A 15003-nucleotide genomic window follows, 5' to 3' on the forward strand; every position below is an offset into this window, starting at 1 on the left:
TCACGATCGCTACCATGTACGCTCCGCCAAATTGTTCGGTCTTCCCGTGCCTGCGCAACGGGGCTTGGCAACGTATCTAGCGATTTACAGATTCGTTTAGCGAATCAAGAGTTGCGGTGAAGAAAATGGTAAAAAAGCAATATTGGTATTGAATTTATTCGTGGTGGCGCCGTGCGGGGCGAGGAAGGGGCGCCGGCAGGAGAGGGGGCGGTGCGCAGGCGAGGTAAAATGCAGCTTGTGGACAAGTCGCCGCACCGGCCGCGAAAAGCGCGCCAAAAGCCTTTATAATTCAGGGTTTTGGAAGTTTTTTGCGGAGTTAGTCATGCCGATTTACGCGTATCGCTGCGAAGCGTGTGGTTTTGCCAAGGATGTCTTGCAGAAGATCTCCGACGATGCGTTGACCGTTTGCCCGTCCTGCAACAAGGACAGCTTCAGGAAGCAACTGACCGCGGCCGGTTTCCAGTTGAAGGGTTCCGGCTGGTATGTGACCGATTTCCGGGGTAACGGCAGCGGTACCAGCAACAGCGTGGGCGCCACCGGCACCGGGCTGGCCGCGAGCGAGGCCCCCACGAGCGCCGACTCTACGCCGGCGGCCGCCGCTTCTGCCGCTCCCGCTGCGGCGCCTGCATCTGCTGCGGCCGCACCGGCTGCAGCCCCTTCGACCCCGACCGCTTCCACTCCCAGCGCCAGCTGAAGAGCAGCGTCACCGACCCCGAGCCATGCGCAAATATTTCATTACCGGCCTGCTGATCCTGGTGCCTCTGGCCATTACGGTCTGGGTGCTCAACCTGATCATCAGCACGATGGACCAGTCGCTGCTGCTGCTGCCGCCGAGCTGGCGTCCGGAATCCCTGCTGGGCTTCTATATCCCCGGCCTGGGCACCATCCTCACGCTGCTGATCATCTTCCTGACGGGGCTGGCCGCGCGCAACTTCATCGGCCGCCAGATCGTCTCGGTGTGGGAAGGGCTGCTGACCCGCATTCCGGTGGTCAAGTCGATCTATTCCAGCGTCAAGCAGGTGTCGGATACGCTGTTCTCGTCTTCGGGCAACGCCTTTCGCAAGGCGGTGCTGATCCAGTACCCGCGCCACGGTTCCTGGACCATCGCCTTCCTGACCGGCACGCCGGGCGGCGAGGTGAAGAAACATCTGGAGGGCGACTACATCAGCGTGTATGTGCCGACCACTCCCAACCCGACTTCGGGCTTCTTCCTGATGTTGCCGCGCGCGGAATCGATCGAGCTTGAGATGTCGGTCGACGAGGCGCTGAAGTACATTGTCTCCATGGGCGTCGTGGCCCCGGAAATGCTGGCCGACAAGAAAATCATCACCGAATCGGCGACGCCCCGCAATTGATGGGGCGGCCGGCGCCATTGCGCCGGCCAGCCCCGCTTTCGCTCCCAATCAATACCTCGAATCAAACAAGAATACTGTCAACGGAATCAGAACCATGTCCATGCGAACCCAATACTGTGGCCTCACTACCGAGGCATTGCTCGGCCAAACCGTCAGCCTGTGCGGCTGGGTACACCGTCGCCGCGACCACGGCGGCGTGATCTTCATCGACCTGCGCGACCGCGAAGGCCTGGTGCAGGTGGTGTGCGATCCGGACCGCGCCGACGTCTTCAAGAACGCCGAAGCGGTGCGCAACGAATTCTGCCTGCGCATCACCGGCGTGGTGCGCAACCGTCCTGAAGGCACCACCAACGCCAACCTGAAGTCGGGCAAGATCGAAGTGCTGTGCCACGAGCTGGAAGTGCTGAACCCGTCGGTCACGCCGCCGTTCCAGCTGGACGACGACAGCCTGTCGGAAACCACCCGCCTGACGCACCGCGTGCTGGACCTGCGCCGTCCGCAGATGCAAAACAATCTGCGCCTGCGCTACAAGGTGGCGATGGAAGTGCGCAAGTTCCTGGACGCGCAAGGTTTCATCGATATCGAAACCCCGATGCTGACCAAGTCGACCCCGGAAGGCGCGCGCGACTACCTAGTGCCGTCGCGCGTGAACGCCGGCGAATTCTTCGCCCTGCCGCAGTCGCCGCAGCTGTTCAAGCAGTTGCTGATGGTGGCCAACTTCGATCGCTACTACCAGATCACCAAGTGCTTCCGCGACGAAGACCTGCGCGCCGACCGCCAGCCTGAATTCACCCAGATCGATTGCGAGACTTCCTTCCTGAACGAGCAGGAAATCCGCGACCTGTTCGAAGGCATGATCCGCCTGGTGTTCAAGAACGCGCTCGACATCGACCTGCCGAACCCGTTCCCGGTGATGGACTTCGCCACCGCCATGGGCATGTACGGTTCGGACAAGCCGGACATGCGCGTCAAGCTGGAATTCACCGAACTGACCGAGGTCATGAAGGATGTCGACTTCAAGGTCTTCTCCGGCGCGGCCAACAGCGAAGGCGGCCGCGTGGTCGGCCTGCGCGTGCCGGGCGGCGCGGAAATGCCGCGTTCGGAAATCGATGCCTATACCCAGTTCGTCGCCATCTACGGCGCCAAGGGCCTGGCCTACATCAAGGTCAACGAGAAGGCCAAGGGGCGTGACGGCCTGCAGTCGCCGATCGTCAAGAACATCCATGACGCCGCCCTGGCCGCGATCATCGAAAAGACCGGCGCGCAAGACGGCGACCTGATCTTCTTCGGCGCCGATCGCGCCAAGGTCGTCAACGACGCCATCGGCGCGCTGCGCGTGAAGATCGGCCACAGCGACTTCGGCAAGAAGAACGGCCTGTTCGACGAGGCATGGCGTCCGCTGTGGGTGGTCGACTTCCCGATGTTCGAATACGATGAAGACAACCAGCGCTGGGTCGCGCTGCACCACCCGTTCACCTCGCCCAAGGATGGCCACGAGGACTTCATCTCGACCAACCCGGGCGCTGCCATCGCCAAGGCCTATGACCTGGTGCTGAACGGCTGGGAACTGGGCGGCGGTTCGGTGCGTATCCACCGCGCCGAAGTGCAGAGCAAGGTGTTCCGCGCGCTGAAGATCGACGACGAGGAAGCGCGCCTGAAGTTCGGCTTCCTGCTGGACGCGCTGCAATACGGCGCGCCCCCGCACGGCGGCATCGCCTTCGGCCTGGATCGCCTGGTGACCATGATGGCCGGCGCCGAGTCGATCCGCGACGTGATCGCTTTCCCCAAGACCCAGCGTGCGCAGTGCCTGCTGACCCAGGCGCCGTCGGCGGTCGACGAGAAGCAATTGCGCGAGCTGCATATTCGCCTGCGCAATGCGGAACCGGTGGTGAAGGCCTGATTGTCGCACCGGAGCAGCAGCACCGGAGCCGCAAATGAAGAAGGGCGCATGCAGCGATGCATGCGCCTTTTTTCATGCCCGCGCGCGGCGTAAATAATTTGCAAACGCATGCACGCCAGTCATGGCCGCATGCGCAGATATCATTTCCGGCTCGCTTGCCGCTCCCCCTATCATCGGCGCGTATCCAACATGAGGGGAGATCATGCAAGCCAATACCGTACCGGCCAGCGGGATGCCGCTGGTCAGCAACAACCAGCGTCGCCGCGCCATCATCGCCACCGTCATCGGCAACGGCCTCGAATGGTTCGACTTCACCGTCTACAGCTTTTTCGCCGTCATCATCGCCAAGCTGTTCTTCCCCACCGGCAACGAGCTGACGTCGTTGCTGCTGGCGGTGGCCACGTTCGGCGTGGGTTTCTTCATGCGTCCGGTGGGCGGCATCCTCCTCGGCATCTACGCCGACCGCGTCGGCCGCAAGGCGGCGCTGTCGGTCACCATCCTGCTGATGGCGCTGGGCACCACCATGATCGGCCTGGCGCCGACCTACGACAGCATCGGCCTGTTCGCACCGCTGATCATCGTCGTGGCGCGCCTGCTGCAAGGCTTCTCGGCCGGCGGCGAAATGGGCAGCGCCACCGCCTTCCTGACCGAGTACGCGCCGGCTAGGGAGCGCGCCTATTACTCCAGCTGGATCCAGGCCAGCATCGGCGTGGCCGTGCTGCTGGGCGCCGCGGTCGGCACCTTCGTCACTTCCAGCCTGGACGCGGAATCGCTCTCGGCCTGGGGCTGGCGTCTGCCGTTCCTGCTGGGCATCGTGATCGGTCCGGTGGGTTACTACATCCGCAACCACCTCGACGAGACGCCGGCCTTCCTCGAAGCAAAGGACAAGACCGACTCGCCGTTGAAGGAAGTGATTCGCAACTTCCCGCGCGAGACGACCGCCAGCTTCTCGATGGTGATCCTGTGGACGGTTTGCACCTACGTGCTGCTGTTCTACATGCCGACCTACTCGATCAAGGTGCTCAAGCTGCCGCAGTCGACCGGCTTCATCGCCGGCATGGTGGGCGGCCTGTGCATCATGGTGTTCGCGCCCATCGTCGGCCGCCTGGCCGATCGCAAAGGTCGCCGCCTGTTCCTGTCTGGCGCGGCCTTGCTGATCCTGGTGCTGGCCTATCCCATGTTCGCCTACATCAACATGGCGCCGGGCCTGGGTTCGCTGCTGCTGTTCCAGCTGGTGTTCGGCGTGCTGATCGCGGCCTACACCGGCCCCATCCTGGCCGCGTTCTCCGAGCTGTTCCCGGCCAAGGTGCTGTCGACCGGCCTGTCGGTGGCCTACAACCTGGCCGTGACCATCTTCGGCGGCTTCGCCTCCTTCATCATCACCTGGCTCATCGCCGCCACCGGCAGCACCATGGCGCCGGCCTTCTACGTGATGATCGCCGCCGCCATCAGCTTCATCGGTACGCGCTTCGTGCGCGAGCCCCAGTACCTGCAACAACATTGATTCCCGTTATGAGCAAGATCCTCCTGCAGGGCGGCAACGTCCTCGACCCCGCGCTGGGCAGCCTGTTCCCGCGCCACGATGTCCTGATCGAAAAGGACCGCATCATCGACGTCTCGGCTACGCCGCTGGACGTGCCCGGCGCACGAGTCGTCAACGTCGCCGGCAAGACCGTCATGCCCGGCCTGATCGATTGCCACGTGCACGTGCTGGCTTCGCTGGCCAACCTCGGCCTGAACGCGACCCAGCCCGGTTCGCTGACCTCGATTCGCGCCTTGCCCATCGTCGAGGCGATGCTCAACCGCGGCTTCACCTCGGTGCGCGACGCCGGCGGCGCCGACTGGGGGCTGGCGCAGGCCATCGCCATCGGGCTGGTGCCGGGGCCGCGCATCTTCCCCTCCGGCAAGGCGCTGTCGCAGACCGGCGGGCATGGCGATTTCCGCCCGCGTTCGGACGTGCTGGAACCGTGCTCCTGCGCCTTCCGCGCCGGCGCGATCGCGCGCGTGGCCGACGGCGTGGACGCGGTGCGCCTGGCCGCCCGCGAAGAACTGCAGAAGGGCGCGACCCAGATCAAGATCATGGCCTCCGGCGGCGTGGCCTCGCCGACCGACCCGATCGGCAACACCCAGTACAGTGAAGACGAGATCCGCGCCATCGTGGCCGAAGCCGAGGCGGCGCAGACCTACGTGATGGCGCACGCCTACACCGGCCGCGCCATCGCGCGCGCGGTGCGCTGCGGCGTGCGCACCATCGAGCATGGCAACCTGGTCGATGCCGAAGCGGCCAAGGTCATGCGCGAGCACGGCGCCTTCGTGGTGCCCACGCTGGTCACCTACGATTCGCTGGCGCGCGACGGCGCGCGCCTGGGCTTGCCGCCGGATTCGGTGGGCAAAATCGAGTCGGTGCGCCAGGCCGGCCGCGATTCGCTGCGCATCTATGCCGACGCCGGCGTGCCGATGGGCTTCGGCTCCGACCTCCTGGGCGAGATGCACCAAGACCAGTCGCACGAGTTCATCATCCGCGCCGAGATCCTCGGCAACCTGGAAACTATCCGCTCGGCCACCTCGATCGCCGCCGCCATCCTGCAACGCGAAGGCGTGCTGGGCACGGTGCGCGCCGGCGCCCAGGCCGACCTGATCGTGGTCGACGGCAATCCGCTGCAAGACATCACGCTGCTGACCGGCCAGGGCGAGCACCTCTCGCTGGTCATGCAGGCCGGCCATATCCACCGCAGCCGCGCGTGATTCCTGCCCGCCGGGACGGCGTCGAAACCGCTCCCGGCGGGCATGCTTTTCGCTCTAACATTCGGTTATTACCGAGACATGTTGGAGCGCCCCCATGCGTATTTCCCCGCTTCCCCCGCTGCCTTCGCTGATCGCCTTCGAGGCCGTCACGCGGCATGGCAGCTTCACGCGCGCCGCCGCCGAACTGCACCTGACGCAAAGCGCGGTCAGCCGCCAGATCGCGCAGCTGGAACGCTTCCTTGGGAAAAAACTGTTCCTGCGCGAACCGCGCGCATTGCGCCTGACCGTCAGCGGCCAGCGCTACGCCGCGCTGGTGCAGCGCCTGCTGGTCGACTGCGCCGAGGCCACCGAGGACGTGATGAAGCGCAAGGGGCACCAGGAGCTGACGGTGGCCTGTTCCTCCGGCGTCGCCGTGCTGTGGCTGACGCCGCGCCTGGCGCGCTTTCGCGCGCTGCATCCGGATTGCCACCTGCGCCTGATCGTCAACGACAGCCTGGCCTTCCTGTCGGAGACCGACTTCGACACGGGCATCTACTTCCTGCGCGACGGTCCGCCCGCGGGCATGGCGGCGCGCCGGCTGTATGACGAGGAAGTGTTCCCGGTCTGTTCGCCGTCCTACCTGGCCGGCCGCAAACTGTCGCTGCAGGACCTGCGCAACGAGACCCTGCTGCTGCTGGAAGACGGCCAGCGCCAGTGGATGTCGTGGCAGAACTGGCTGGCCCACAACGGCATGCCGGACGCGCGTATCGAGCACCAGATCCTGTCCAACCAATATCCGATCCTGCTGCAGCTGGCCATGGAAGGGCACGGCATCGTGCTGGCCTGGCGTCACATGATCGACGCCTGCATGCAGGCCGGCTTGCTGGTGCGCGCCTGCGAGGCCAGCGCCAGCCTGGGCGGCGGCTACTACGCGGTGTGGCCGCGCGAGCGCATCGAGCATGCCGCCGCGCGCAGTTTCCGCAGCTGGCTGGTGGCCGAGAGCGAGCAGGCCGCCTGAGCGCGAAGCGGCTTGCTGCCGATACAATGTGGCTTTCCCGGCGCTGCCGGCTTATCGCATGACGGACACGCAGATGACGCAGACCAAGCCCTACAAGATTCCCGAATCGGTGCTGGTGGTGATCCACACCGCCCAGCGCGAGGTATTGCTGATCGAACGCGCCGACAAGGCCGGTTTCTGGCAATCGGTGACCGGCTCCAAGGACACGCCGGAAGAAGACCTGTCGGAAACCGCCCGCCGCGAAGTGCGAGAAGAAACCGGCATCGCGGTGGCGGCAGCAGGGGTAGAATCGGACCCGGCGATCGGGAACGCCTTGCCGGCGGCCAATCTGCGCGATTGGCAACTTTCCAATATCTATGAAATCTATCCGGTCTGGCGGCACCGTTATGCGCCCGGCGTGACCAGGAACACCGAGCATGTTTTCGGCTTGCTGGTGCCGCGCGATATTCCGGTCACGCTGGCCCCGCGCGAACACACGCGCTACCAGTGGCTGCCGTACCGGGAAGCGGCCGACCGCTGTTTCTCGCCTTCCAATGCGGAAGCGATCCTGCAGTTGCCGGCCTACATGCAAGGCTGAGCCGGGCAACGTGGCGGGCCGAACAAGAAAGGTTGTCCCATGAAGTTGCGTGTCGCGACATACAACATCCACAAAGGCGTGACTTCGTTCGGCGGCCGGCCGCGCATCCTGGCGCTCAAGCAGGCGCTGGCCCAGCTTGATGCCGATATCCTGTTCCTGCAGGAAGTGCAGGGCCGGCACGACCTGAATGCCTTGCGCCACGCCTCCAACTGGCCGCAGCAGGGCCAGCATGAATACCTGGCCGGCGAAACCCATCATTCGGCGTATGGCATGAATGCCGTGTACGACCACGGCCACCACGGCAATGCGCTGATTTCGCGCTTCGCCATCGCTTCCATCCGCAACCAGGATGTCTCCGACCATGCCTATGAATCGCGCGGCATCCTGCATTGCGTGGTGCCGGTGGAGGGCGTCGACGTGCATTGCTATGTGATCCACCTCGGCCTGTTCGCCGGCAGCCGCCGCCGCCAGACGGCGGCGTTGATCGAGGCGGTGCGCTCTTCCTCGCCGCCCGATGCGCCGTTGATCATCGCCGGTGATTTCAACGACTGGACCAACCAGTTGAGCAAGCTGCTGTACCAGCGCCTGGGCGTGATGGAGGTGTTCGACCAGCCGCTCACCAAGGGCCTGATGCACGGCCTGCGCAGGATGGGCGGCTTGTCGGCGCCGATCCGTCCGGCGCGCACCTTCCCGGCGATGCTGCCGTGGTTGCGGCTGGACCGGATTTACCTGCGCGGCTTCAAGGTCGAGACCGCGCAGGTGTTGAGCGAAGGACCGTGGACGCGCCTGTCCGACCATGCGCCTATCGTCAGCGAACTGCACTTGGCGTAGACTTGGAGCCGCTAACGAAACGCCGTTGGCCATCTGCGCCTCCTGCCAGCGACGTTGGCAGTACTCGTTTCCTGCCGTTAGCGGCTCATCCCGACTGAACAGAACCAAGAAAAAAGTCCCGCATGCGCCATGTGAATTTCACCGACGGCAATGAGATCGCGCTGCTGCACAGCGGCGCAGGCTACTACCCCGCGCTGATCGCCGCCATCGACGCGGCGCGCGTGGAGATTTACCTTGAAACCTACATCTTCGCCATCGACGACACCGGCATCCTGGTGCGCGACGCATTGCAGCGCGCCGCCCGGCGCGGGGTGGTGGTGTATGTGATCAACGACTGGCTGGGCACCGGCCGCGTGCAGACCCGGCAGCTCAAGCAGACCCTGGCGGCGGCCGGTGTGCAGCATCGTTCCTTCAACCCGTGGTTCAGGCGCGGCGTGGCGCGCAGCCACCGCAAGCTGTGCGTGGTGGACCGCCAGGTGGCTTTTGTCGGCGGGCTCAATATCAACGACGACTTCCTGTCCGACCGCGACCCGGCGATCACATTGCCGGCGCCGCGCTGGGACTTCGCGGTGCGCATCACCGGTCCGCTGGTGCATGAGATTTACCGCGAGATGGATGCCCAGTGGCGGCGCGTGGGCCACATGAAGCTCAAGGCGCGCTGGGAGAATTTCAAGCGCCTGCGCTATCGCCTGGGCGTGCCAGTCTATGGCGCGGCCCAGGCCGCGCTGGTGGTGCGCGACAACTTCCGCAACCGCCGCACCATCCAGCACACCTACCTGCAAGCCTTGGGCCGCGCGCGCGAAAGCGCTTTCCTGGCCAATCCCTATTTCGCCCCGGGGCGCAAGATGCGGCGCGCGCTGGAAGAGGCCGCGCAGCGCGGCGTGAAGGTGACCTTGCTGCTGGGCGTGGGCCAGTTCGCCATGCAGGATGCGGTGGCGCATTCCTTCTACCCCAAGCTGCTGGGCGCCGGGGTGCGCATCGTCGAATACATCAAGACCGAGTTGCACGCCAAGGTGGCGGTGGTGGACGACAAGTGGTCCACGGTCGGCTCCAGCAACTACGACGGCCTGTCCCTGTTCGTCAACCAGGAGGCCAATGTGGTCATCCAGGATCCGGCATTCTCGCGCTACCTGAGGGAGGAGATCGAGGCCGGCGCCGCCCAGGGGCGCGTAATCCACTTGTCCGACTTCACGCATGCGCCGTGGTACAAGCGCGCCTGGTATGGGGCCGCCTTCCTGCTTTACCGCACGGTGATCCACATCATCACGCTGGGGCAGGACGCCTGAGGGGCGGCCGCGCCTGGATGGCGATGCGCAATGTACGCAAATACCGAAAATTCACCGTATCGCATTCCATGATGAAATGGACTAAGATGGCCGTCCGGGTTTCCCACGGAAGGCCGCGTGGCTTTCCCGCCAATTCAATAAAAGGAGCGCATTATGGATGACGTCGTCATTGTTGCAGCACAGAGAACAGCAATCGGTAAGTTCGGCGGTTCCCTTTCCAAGATCGCCGCCGCCGATCTCGGTGCGCAAGTCATCAAGGCCTTGCTGGCCAAGACCGGCATCAAGCCGGAAGCCATCAGCGAAGTCATCCTCGGCCATGTGCTGACCGCCGGCCTGGGCCAGAACCCGGCGCGCCAGGCGGTGATCAAGTCCGGCCTGCCCGACATGGTGCCGGCCTTCGTGGTCGGCAAGGTCTGCGGCAGCGGCCTGAAGGCGGTGCAACTGGCGGCCCAGGCCATCAAGTGCGGCGACGCCCAGATCGTCATCGCCGGCGGCCAGGAAAACATGAGCGCCTCGCCGCACGTACTCAACAATTCGCGCGACGGCTTCCGCATGGGCGACGCCAAGCTGACCGACACCATGATCGTCGATGGCCTGTGGGACGTCTACAACCAGTACCACATGGGCATTACCGCCGAAAACGTGGCCAAGAAGTTCGAGATTTCGCGCGCCGAGCAGGACGCCTTCGCCGCCGCCTCGCAGAACAAGGCCGAAGCCGCGCAAAAGGCCGGCAAGTTCAAGGATGAGATCGTCCCTATCGAGATCAAGGGCAAGAAGGAAACCGTGCTGTTCGACACCGACGAGTTCGTCAAGCACGGCGTGACCGCCGATGCGCTGGGCACGCTGCGCCCGGCCTTCGACAAGGCCGGCACGGTGACCGCCGGCAACGCCTCGGGCATCAACGACGGCGCCGCCGCGGTGGTGGTCACCTCCGCCAGGCTGGCGGCCGAGCTGGGGCTGCCGGTGCTGGCGAAGATCAAGTCCTATTCGTCGGCCGGCCTCGACCCCAGCATCATGGGCATGGGCCCGGTGCCGGCGTCGCAGCTGACCCTGAAGAAGGCCGGCTGGACGCCGCAAGACCTGGACCTGATGGAAATCAACGAAGCCTTCGCGGCCCAGGCCATCGCCGTCAACAAGCAAATGGGCTGGGACACCAGCAAGATCAACGTCAACGGCGGCGCGATTGCGCTGGGCCACCCGATCGGCGCCTCCGGCTGTCGCGTGCTGGTGACCCTGCTGCACGAGATGGTGCGCCGCGACGCCAAGCGCGGCCTGGCCAGCCTGTGTATCGGCGGCGGCATGGGCGTGGCGCTGGCGGTTGAGCGCTGATCCCGGTCCGGATCTGGCATGAACGGGAAGCGCCGGCGATTTGCCGGCGTTTTTCTTGTCCGAATACAATTGCCGCCATCCCGGCGCAGGCCGGCGCATGGCGCCGTACAATCCACATCACGCCACATCGCATCATTACCCGCAGGATAAGCATGGATACCACCCGCATCGACAAATGGTGCTGGGCCGCGCGCTTTTTCAAGACCCGCTCGCTCGCCACCGAGGCCATCGAGCGCGGCCGCGTCAGGCTCAACGGCGAGCGCACCAAGCCCGCGCATAGCGTCAAGGCCGGCGACCAGCTGGCCATCGACAACGGCGCGAGCGAATGGGAAGTGGTGGTGACCGGCGTGGCCGACAAGCGCGGCTCGGCCGCCATCGCCGCCACGCTCTACAGCGAGACCGAAGACAGCCTGCGCCGCCGCGCAACGGAGGCGGAGCGGCATCGCCTGTTCCGCGAACCTTCCGCCGAGATCAAGGGGCGGCCGACCAAGCGCGACCGCCGCCTGCTTGACCGTTCCTCATCCTGACCCGTCGTCGCCGCCCGTTGTAAGATGGAGAAGATTTCCCCGGCCAGTCTTAGAACCTGTTCAGAGTAGGCGCAGATGTCCCAGGCAGTCCTGTTCCAACCGACCATCCGCAAGGAGTGCCCGCCAGGCGCGTGCGTGTGCGAGCGCGAGCAATTGCTGGACCGGCTGCATTCGGAGGCGGCGCGGGTGCTGATGCTGACCCGCGAGGAAGAAAAGCGGCTGATCGAACGCATCATGCGCATCGGCTCCTATGAAGACCTGCTGCATATCGGCCGGCTGATGCGCCAGAACCTGGGCATCGTCCTGCAGATCGCCCCTGCCGCGCTTGAGGTGCGCAGCGTGCGCGGCCTGCAAATCCGGCTGGCCGAACAGCCCGGCCTGTGCCGCAAGACCCGCGAAACCGTCCCGGCCGCCATCCGCAAATGCCTGGAAAACCATCCCGCCATCGTCTACGCCATCCTGGACGCCCATGACCTGCTGGGCGCCGCCGCGCCTGCCCGGCAAGAGGGCGCGGACGCGCCTTGAGCTTTGCCCGGCGGCAAGCCGGCGCCATTGCGTGCTTGCTGGTCCGGTTGGCGCCGATTTTTTGTTTGACATTTGCGGCGCGATGAATAATAGTACGATCGTTCGAATAAATTCCGGAAGCGCGGTGCGGCAAAGGCCGGCCGCACCTATCCGCACCGTTCCCGCCGCCCTCCATGCGGCGGATACCAAAGAGACAACGATGACAGAGACAAGCAAGGCGACGACCGCGACGACTGCGACCACCCGGCCGAAATTCCTGCGCAAGGGCGAACAGACCCGTGCCGCCATCCTTGAGGTGGCGCTGGAGCTGGCCAGCCGCGACGGCCTGGAAGGGCTCACCATCGGCCTCTTGGCCGAGAAGATGAAGATGAGCAAGTCCGGCGTGTTTGCCCATTTCGGCTCGCGCGAAGACCTGCAGATCGAAGTCGTGCGCCTGTACCACACCCGCTTCGAGCAAGACGTGTTCTATCCGTCCATCAAGGAAGTGCGCGGCCTGCCGCGCCTGGAAGCGATGTTCGCGCGCTGGGTCAAGCAGGTCACGGTCGAAATTGCGCTGGGCTGCATCTACATCAGCGGCGCGGTCGAGTACGACGACCGGCCGGGCGCCATCCGCGACCACCTGGTGGCGATGGTCCAGGCCTGGCGCGATGCGCTGGAACGCTGTATCAAGCAGGCCATGGAAGCCGGCCACATCCGCGCCGATATCGATGTCGGCCAGATGGTCTATGAAATGTACGGCCTGATCCTGGCGCTGCACCACGACGCCCGCTTCCTCAATATCCCCGGCAGCGTCGAACGCGCCCAGGCCAGCTTCGACCGCCTGATCGACAGTTACCGCCCGCTGGGCAGCAGCGCCAAGACTGCCGCCGCACCCGCCAAGAATTCCAAATCGGCTGCCAAAAAAGCCGCCTAACCTGTTCCGGAGACACACATGCCCCAATACAACGCCCCCCTGCGCGACATGCAATTCGTCCTGCACGAGCTGCTCAAGGTCGAAGAGGTATTCAAAGAGCTGCCGCCGCACGCCGACACCAACCGCGAGCTGATTGACCAGGTGCTGGAAGAGGGCGGCAAATTCACCTCGCAGGTGCTGTTTCCGCTGAACCATTCGGGCGACCGCGAAGGCTGCCATTTCGACCGCGAGACCAAGGCCGTCACCACCCCCAAGGGTTTCAAGGAAGCCTACAAGCAGTACGTCGAAGCCGGCTGGGCGGCGCTGTCCTGCGACACCGAATATGGCGGCCAGGGCCTGCCGCTGACGCTGAACAACTCGTTCTACGAAATGCTCAATTCAAGCAACCAGGCCTGGACCATGTATCCCGGGCTGTCGCACGGCGCCTACGAGTGCCTGCACGCGCACGGTTCCGACGAGCAGAAGGCGCTGTACCTGCCCAAGCTGATCTCGGGCGAATGGACCGGCACCATGTGCCTGACCGAAGCGCACTGCGGCACCGACCTGGGCCTGTTGCGCAGCAAGGCCGAGCCGCAAGCTGACGGCTCTTACAAGATCACCGGCAACAAGATCTTCATCTCGGCCGGCGAAAACGACGTCTCCGACAACATCATCCACCTGGTGCTGGCGCGCCTGCCGGATGCGCCGCAAGGCTCCAAGGGCATCTCGCTGTTCATCGTGCCCAAGTTCCTGCCCAATGCCGACGGCTCGCTGGGCGCGCGCAACCCGATCTTCTGCGGCGCCATCGAAGAGAAGATGGGCATCCACGGCAACGCCACCTGCCAGATGAACCTGGACGGCGCCACCGGCTGGCTGATCGGCCAGCCGCACAAGGGCCTGCAGGCGATGTTCGTGTTCATGAACGCGGCCCGCCTGGGCGTGGGCATGCAAGGCCTGGGCCTGACCGAAGTGGCGTACCAGAACGCCCTGGTGTACGCCAAGGACCGCCTGCAGATGCGCAGCCTGACCGGCATCAAGGCCGCCGACAAGCCGGCCGACCCGATCATCGTGCACCCCGACGTGCGCCGCATGCTGCTGACCGCCAAGGCCTTCGCCGAAGGCGGCCGCGCCTTTACCTCCTACGTCGCGCTGGAGCTGGACAAGGAACTGACCCACCCGGACGAGCAGGTGCGCAAGGACTCGGCCGACATCGTCGCGCTGCTGACCCCGGTGATCAAGGCCTTCCTGACCGACAACGCCTGGATCGCCACTTCCGAATGCCTGCAGGTCTACGGCGGCCACGGCTACATCGCCGAATGGGGCATGGAGCAATATGTGCGCGACGCCCGCATCAACATGATCTACGAAGGCACCAACACCATCCAGTCGCTGGACCTGCTGGGCCGCAAGATCCTGATGGACAACGGCGCCAAGCTGAAGAAGTTCGGCGCGCAGATCCAGGCCTTCGTCGAAGAGAACGGCACCGACGAAGCCATGTCCGAATTCATCACGCCGCTGGCCGACATCGGCGACAAGGTCACCAAGCTGACCATGGAAATCGGCATGAAGTCCTTCGCCAACCAGGATGAAGCAGGCGCCGCCGCCGTGCCTTACCTGCGCGTGGTCGGCCACCTGGTGTTCTCCTACCTGTTTGCCCAAATGGCCAGGATCGCGCTGGAAAAGCAGGGTTCCGGCGATACCTTCTACACCGCCAAGCTGGCCACCGCGCGCTTCTACTTCGCGCGCCTGCTGCCGGAAACCGCGATGCTGATCCGCCAGGCGCGCTCCGGCGCGGCCAATCTGATGGCGCTGGACGCGGATTTGTTCTGAGTTGTCGAGTAAGGACGCGGGGCGGCCAGTTTGGCGCCCCGCGACATTGATCTGCCGCAATAAGATAAGACAAGGCCGTGGCATGGCGTCATGTCCATGTCACCCCGGCACGGCATGCTGTAGAAAGCGGTCGGAAGGCGTACAGTAACGGCACGCCTTGCGCCACGCTTTGCATTGCTCTGCCCCGAATTCATGTTTGAAGCATCAGC

General features: G+C 64.7%; 14 protein-coding genes. All 14 read left to right on the plus strand.

Annotated elements, in window-relative coordinates:
* Window positions 1–322: 322 nt before the first annotated feature.
* The 14 genes from AC07N6_RS23790 (at window position 323) to AC07N6_RS23855 (ending at window position 14794) form a co-directional block, all read left to right on the plus strand.
* Complete coding sequence (locus AC07N6_RS23790) at window positions 323–694, plus strand: FmdB family zinc ribbon protein (RefSeq protein ID WP_494783752.1); 372 nt, start codon at window positions 323–325, stop codon at window positions 692–694.
* A gap of 25 nt (window positions 695–719) precedes the next feature.
* Window positions 720–1355, plus strand: coding sequence for a DUF502 domain-containing protein (locus tag AC07N6_RS23795; RefSeq protein ID WP_494783753.1), 636 nt, complete (start codon window positions 720–722; stop codon window positions 1353–1355).
* A gap of 94 nt (window positions 1356–1449) precedes the next feature.
* Window positions 1450–3255 carry an aspartate--tRNA ligase gene (gene aspS, locus AC07N6_RS23800; protein WP_494783754.1) on the plus strand — a complete coding sequence of 602 codons (1806 nt, stop codon included), beginning with the start codon at window positions 1450–1452 and terminating at the stop codon, window positions 3253–3255.
* A gap of 202 nt (window positions 3256–3457) precedes the next feature.
* Window positions 3458–4759 (plus strand): MFS transporter, encoded by a 1302-nt coding sequence (locus AC07N6_RS23805; protein ID WP_494783755.1) that lies wholly within the window; start codon window positions 3458–3460, stop codon window positions 4757–4759.
* A gap of 8 nt (window positions 4760–4767) precedes the next feature.
* A complete protein-coding gene (locus tag AC07N6_RS23810; RefSeq protein WP_494783756.1) occupies window positions 4768–6000 on the plus strand; it encodes a metal-dependent hydrolase family protein in 1233 nt (410 codons plus the stop codon).
* A gap of 94 nt (window positions 6001–6094) precedes the next feature.
* On the plus strand, window positions 6095–6997 hold the full coding sequence (locus AC07N6_RS23815) for a LysR substrate-binding domain-containing protein (protein WP_494783757.1): 903 nt from the start codon (window positions 6095–6097) through the stop codon (window positions 6995–6997).
* A gap of 73 nt (window positions 6998–7070) precedes the next feature.
* Window positions 7071–7574, plus strand: a complete 504-nt coding sequence (gene nudB / locus AC07N6_RS23820) for a dihydroneopterin triphosphate diphosphatase (RefSeq protein ID WP_494783780.1) — start codon at window positions 7071–7073, stop codon at window positions 7572–7574.
* A 39-nt stretch (window positions 7575–7613) separates the two neighbouring features.
* A complete protein-coding gene (locus tag AC07N6_RS23825) occupies window positions 7614–8405 on the plus strand; it encodes an endonuclease/exonuclease/phosphatase family protein (protein ID WP_494783758.1) in 792 nt (263 codons plus the stop codon).
* Window positions 8406–8527: 122 nt separating this feature from the next.
* Window positions 8528–9691, plus strand: a complete 1164-nt coding sequence (clsB, locus tag AC07N6_RS23830; RefSeq protein WP_494783759.1) for a cardiolipin synthase ClsB — start codon at window positions 8528–8530, stop codon at window positions 9689–9691.
* A gap of 153 nt (window positions 9692–9844) precedes the next feature.
* Window positions 9845–11020, plus strand: a complete 1176-nt coding sequence (locus tag AC07N6_RS23835; RefSeq protein ID WP_494783760.1) for an acetyl-CoA C-acetyltransferase — start codon at window positions 9845–9847, stop codon at window positions 11018–11020.
* A gap of 152 nt (window positions 11021–11172) precedes the next feature.
* Window positions 11173–11547, plus strand: coding sequence for an RNA-binding S4 domain-containing protein (locus AC07N6_RS23840; RefSeq protein ID WP_494783761.1), 375 nt, complete (start codon window positions 11173–11175; stop codon window positions 11545–11547).
* A 75-nt stretch (window positions 11548–11622) separates the two neighbouring features.
* The gene (locus AC07N6_RS23845) at window positions 11623–12072 is read left to right on the plus strand and encodes a hypothetical protein (protein ID WP_494783762.1); all 450 of its coding nucleotides are present in this window, start codon (window positions 11623–11625) and stop codon (window positions 12070–12072) included.
* 199 nt (window positions 12073–12271) lie between these two features.
* Window positions 12272–12985, plus strand: coding sequence for a TetR/AcrR family transcriptional regulator (locus AC07N6_RS23850; RefSeq protein WP_494783763.1), 714 nt, complete (start codon window positions 12272–12274; stop codon window positions 12983–12985).
* 18 nt (window positions 12986–13003) lie between these two features.
* The gene (locus AC07N6_RS23855; RefSeq protein WP_494783764.1) at window positions 13004–14794 is read left to right on the plus strand and encodes an acyl-CoA dehydrogenase C-terminal domain-containing protein; all 1791 of its coding nucleotides are present in this window, start codon (window positions 13004–13006) and stop codon (window positions 14792–14794) included.
* Window positions 14795–15003 lie beyond the last annotated feature (209 nt).

Source organism: Herbaspirillum sp. GW821-FHT09A12, assembly GCF_059418325.1.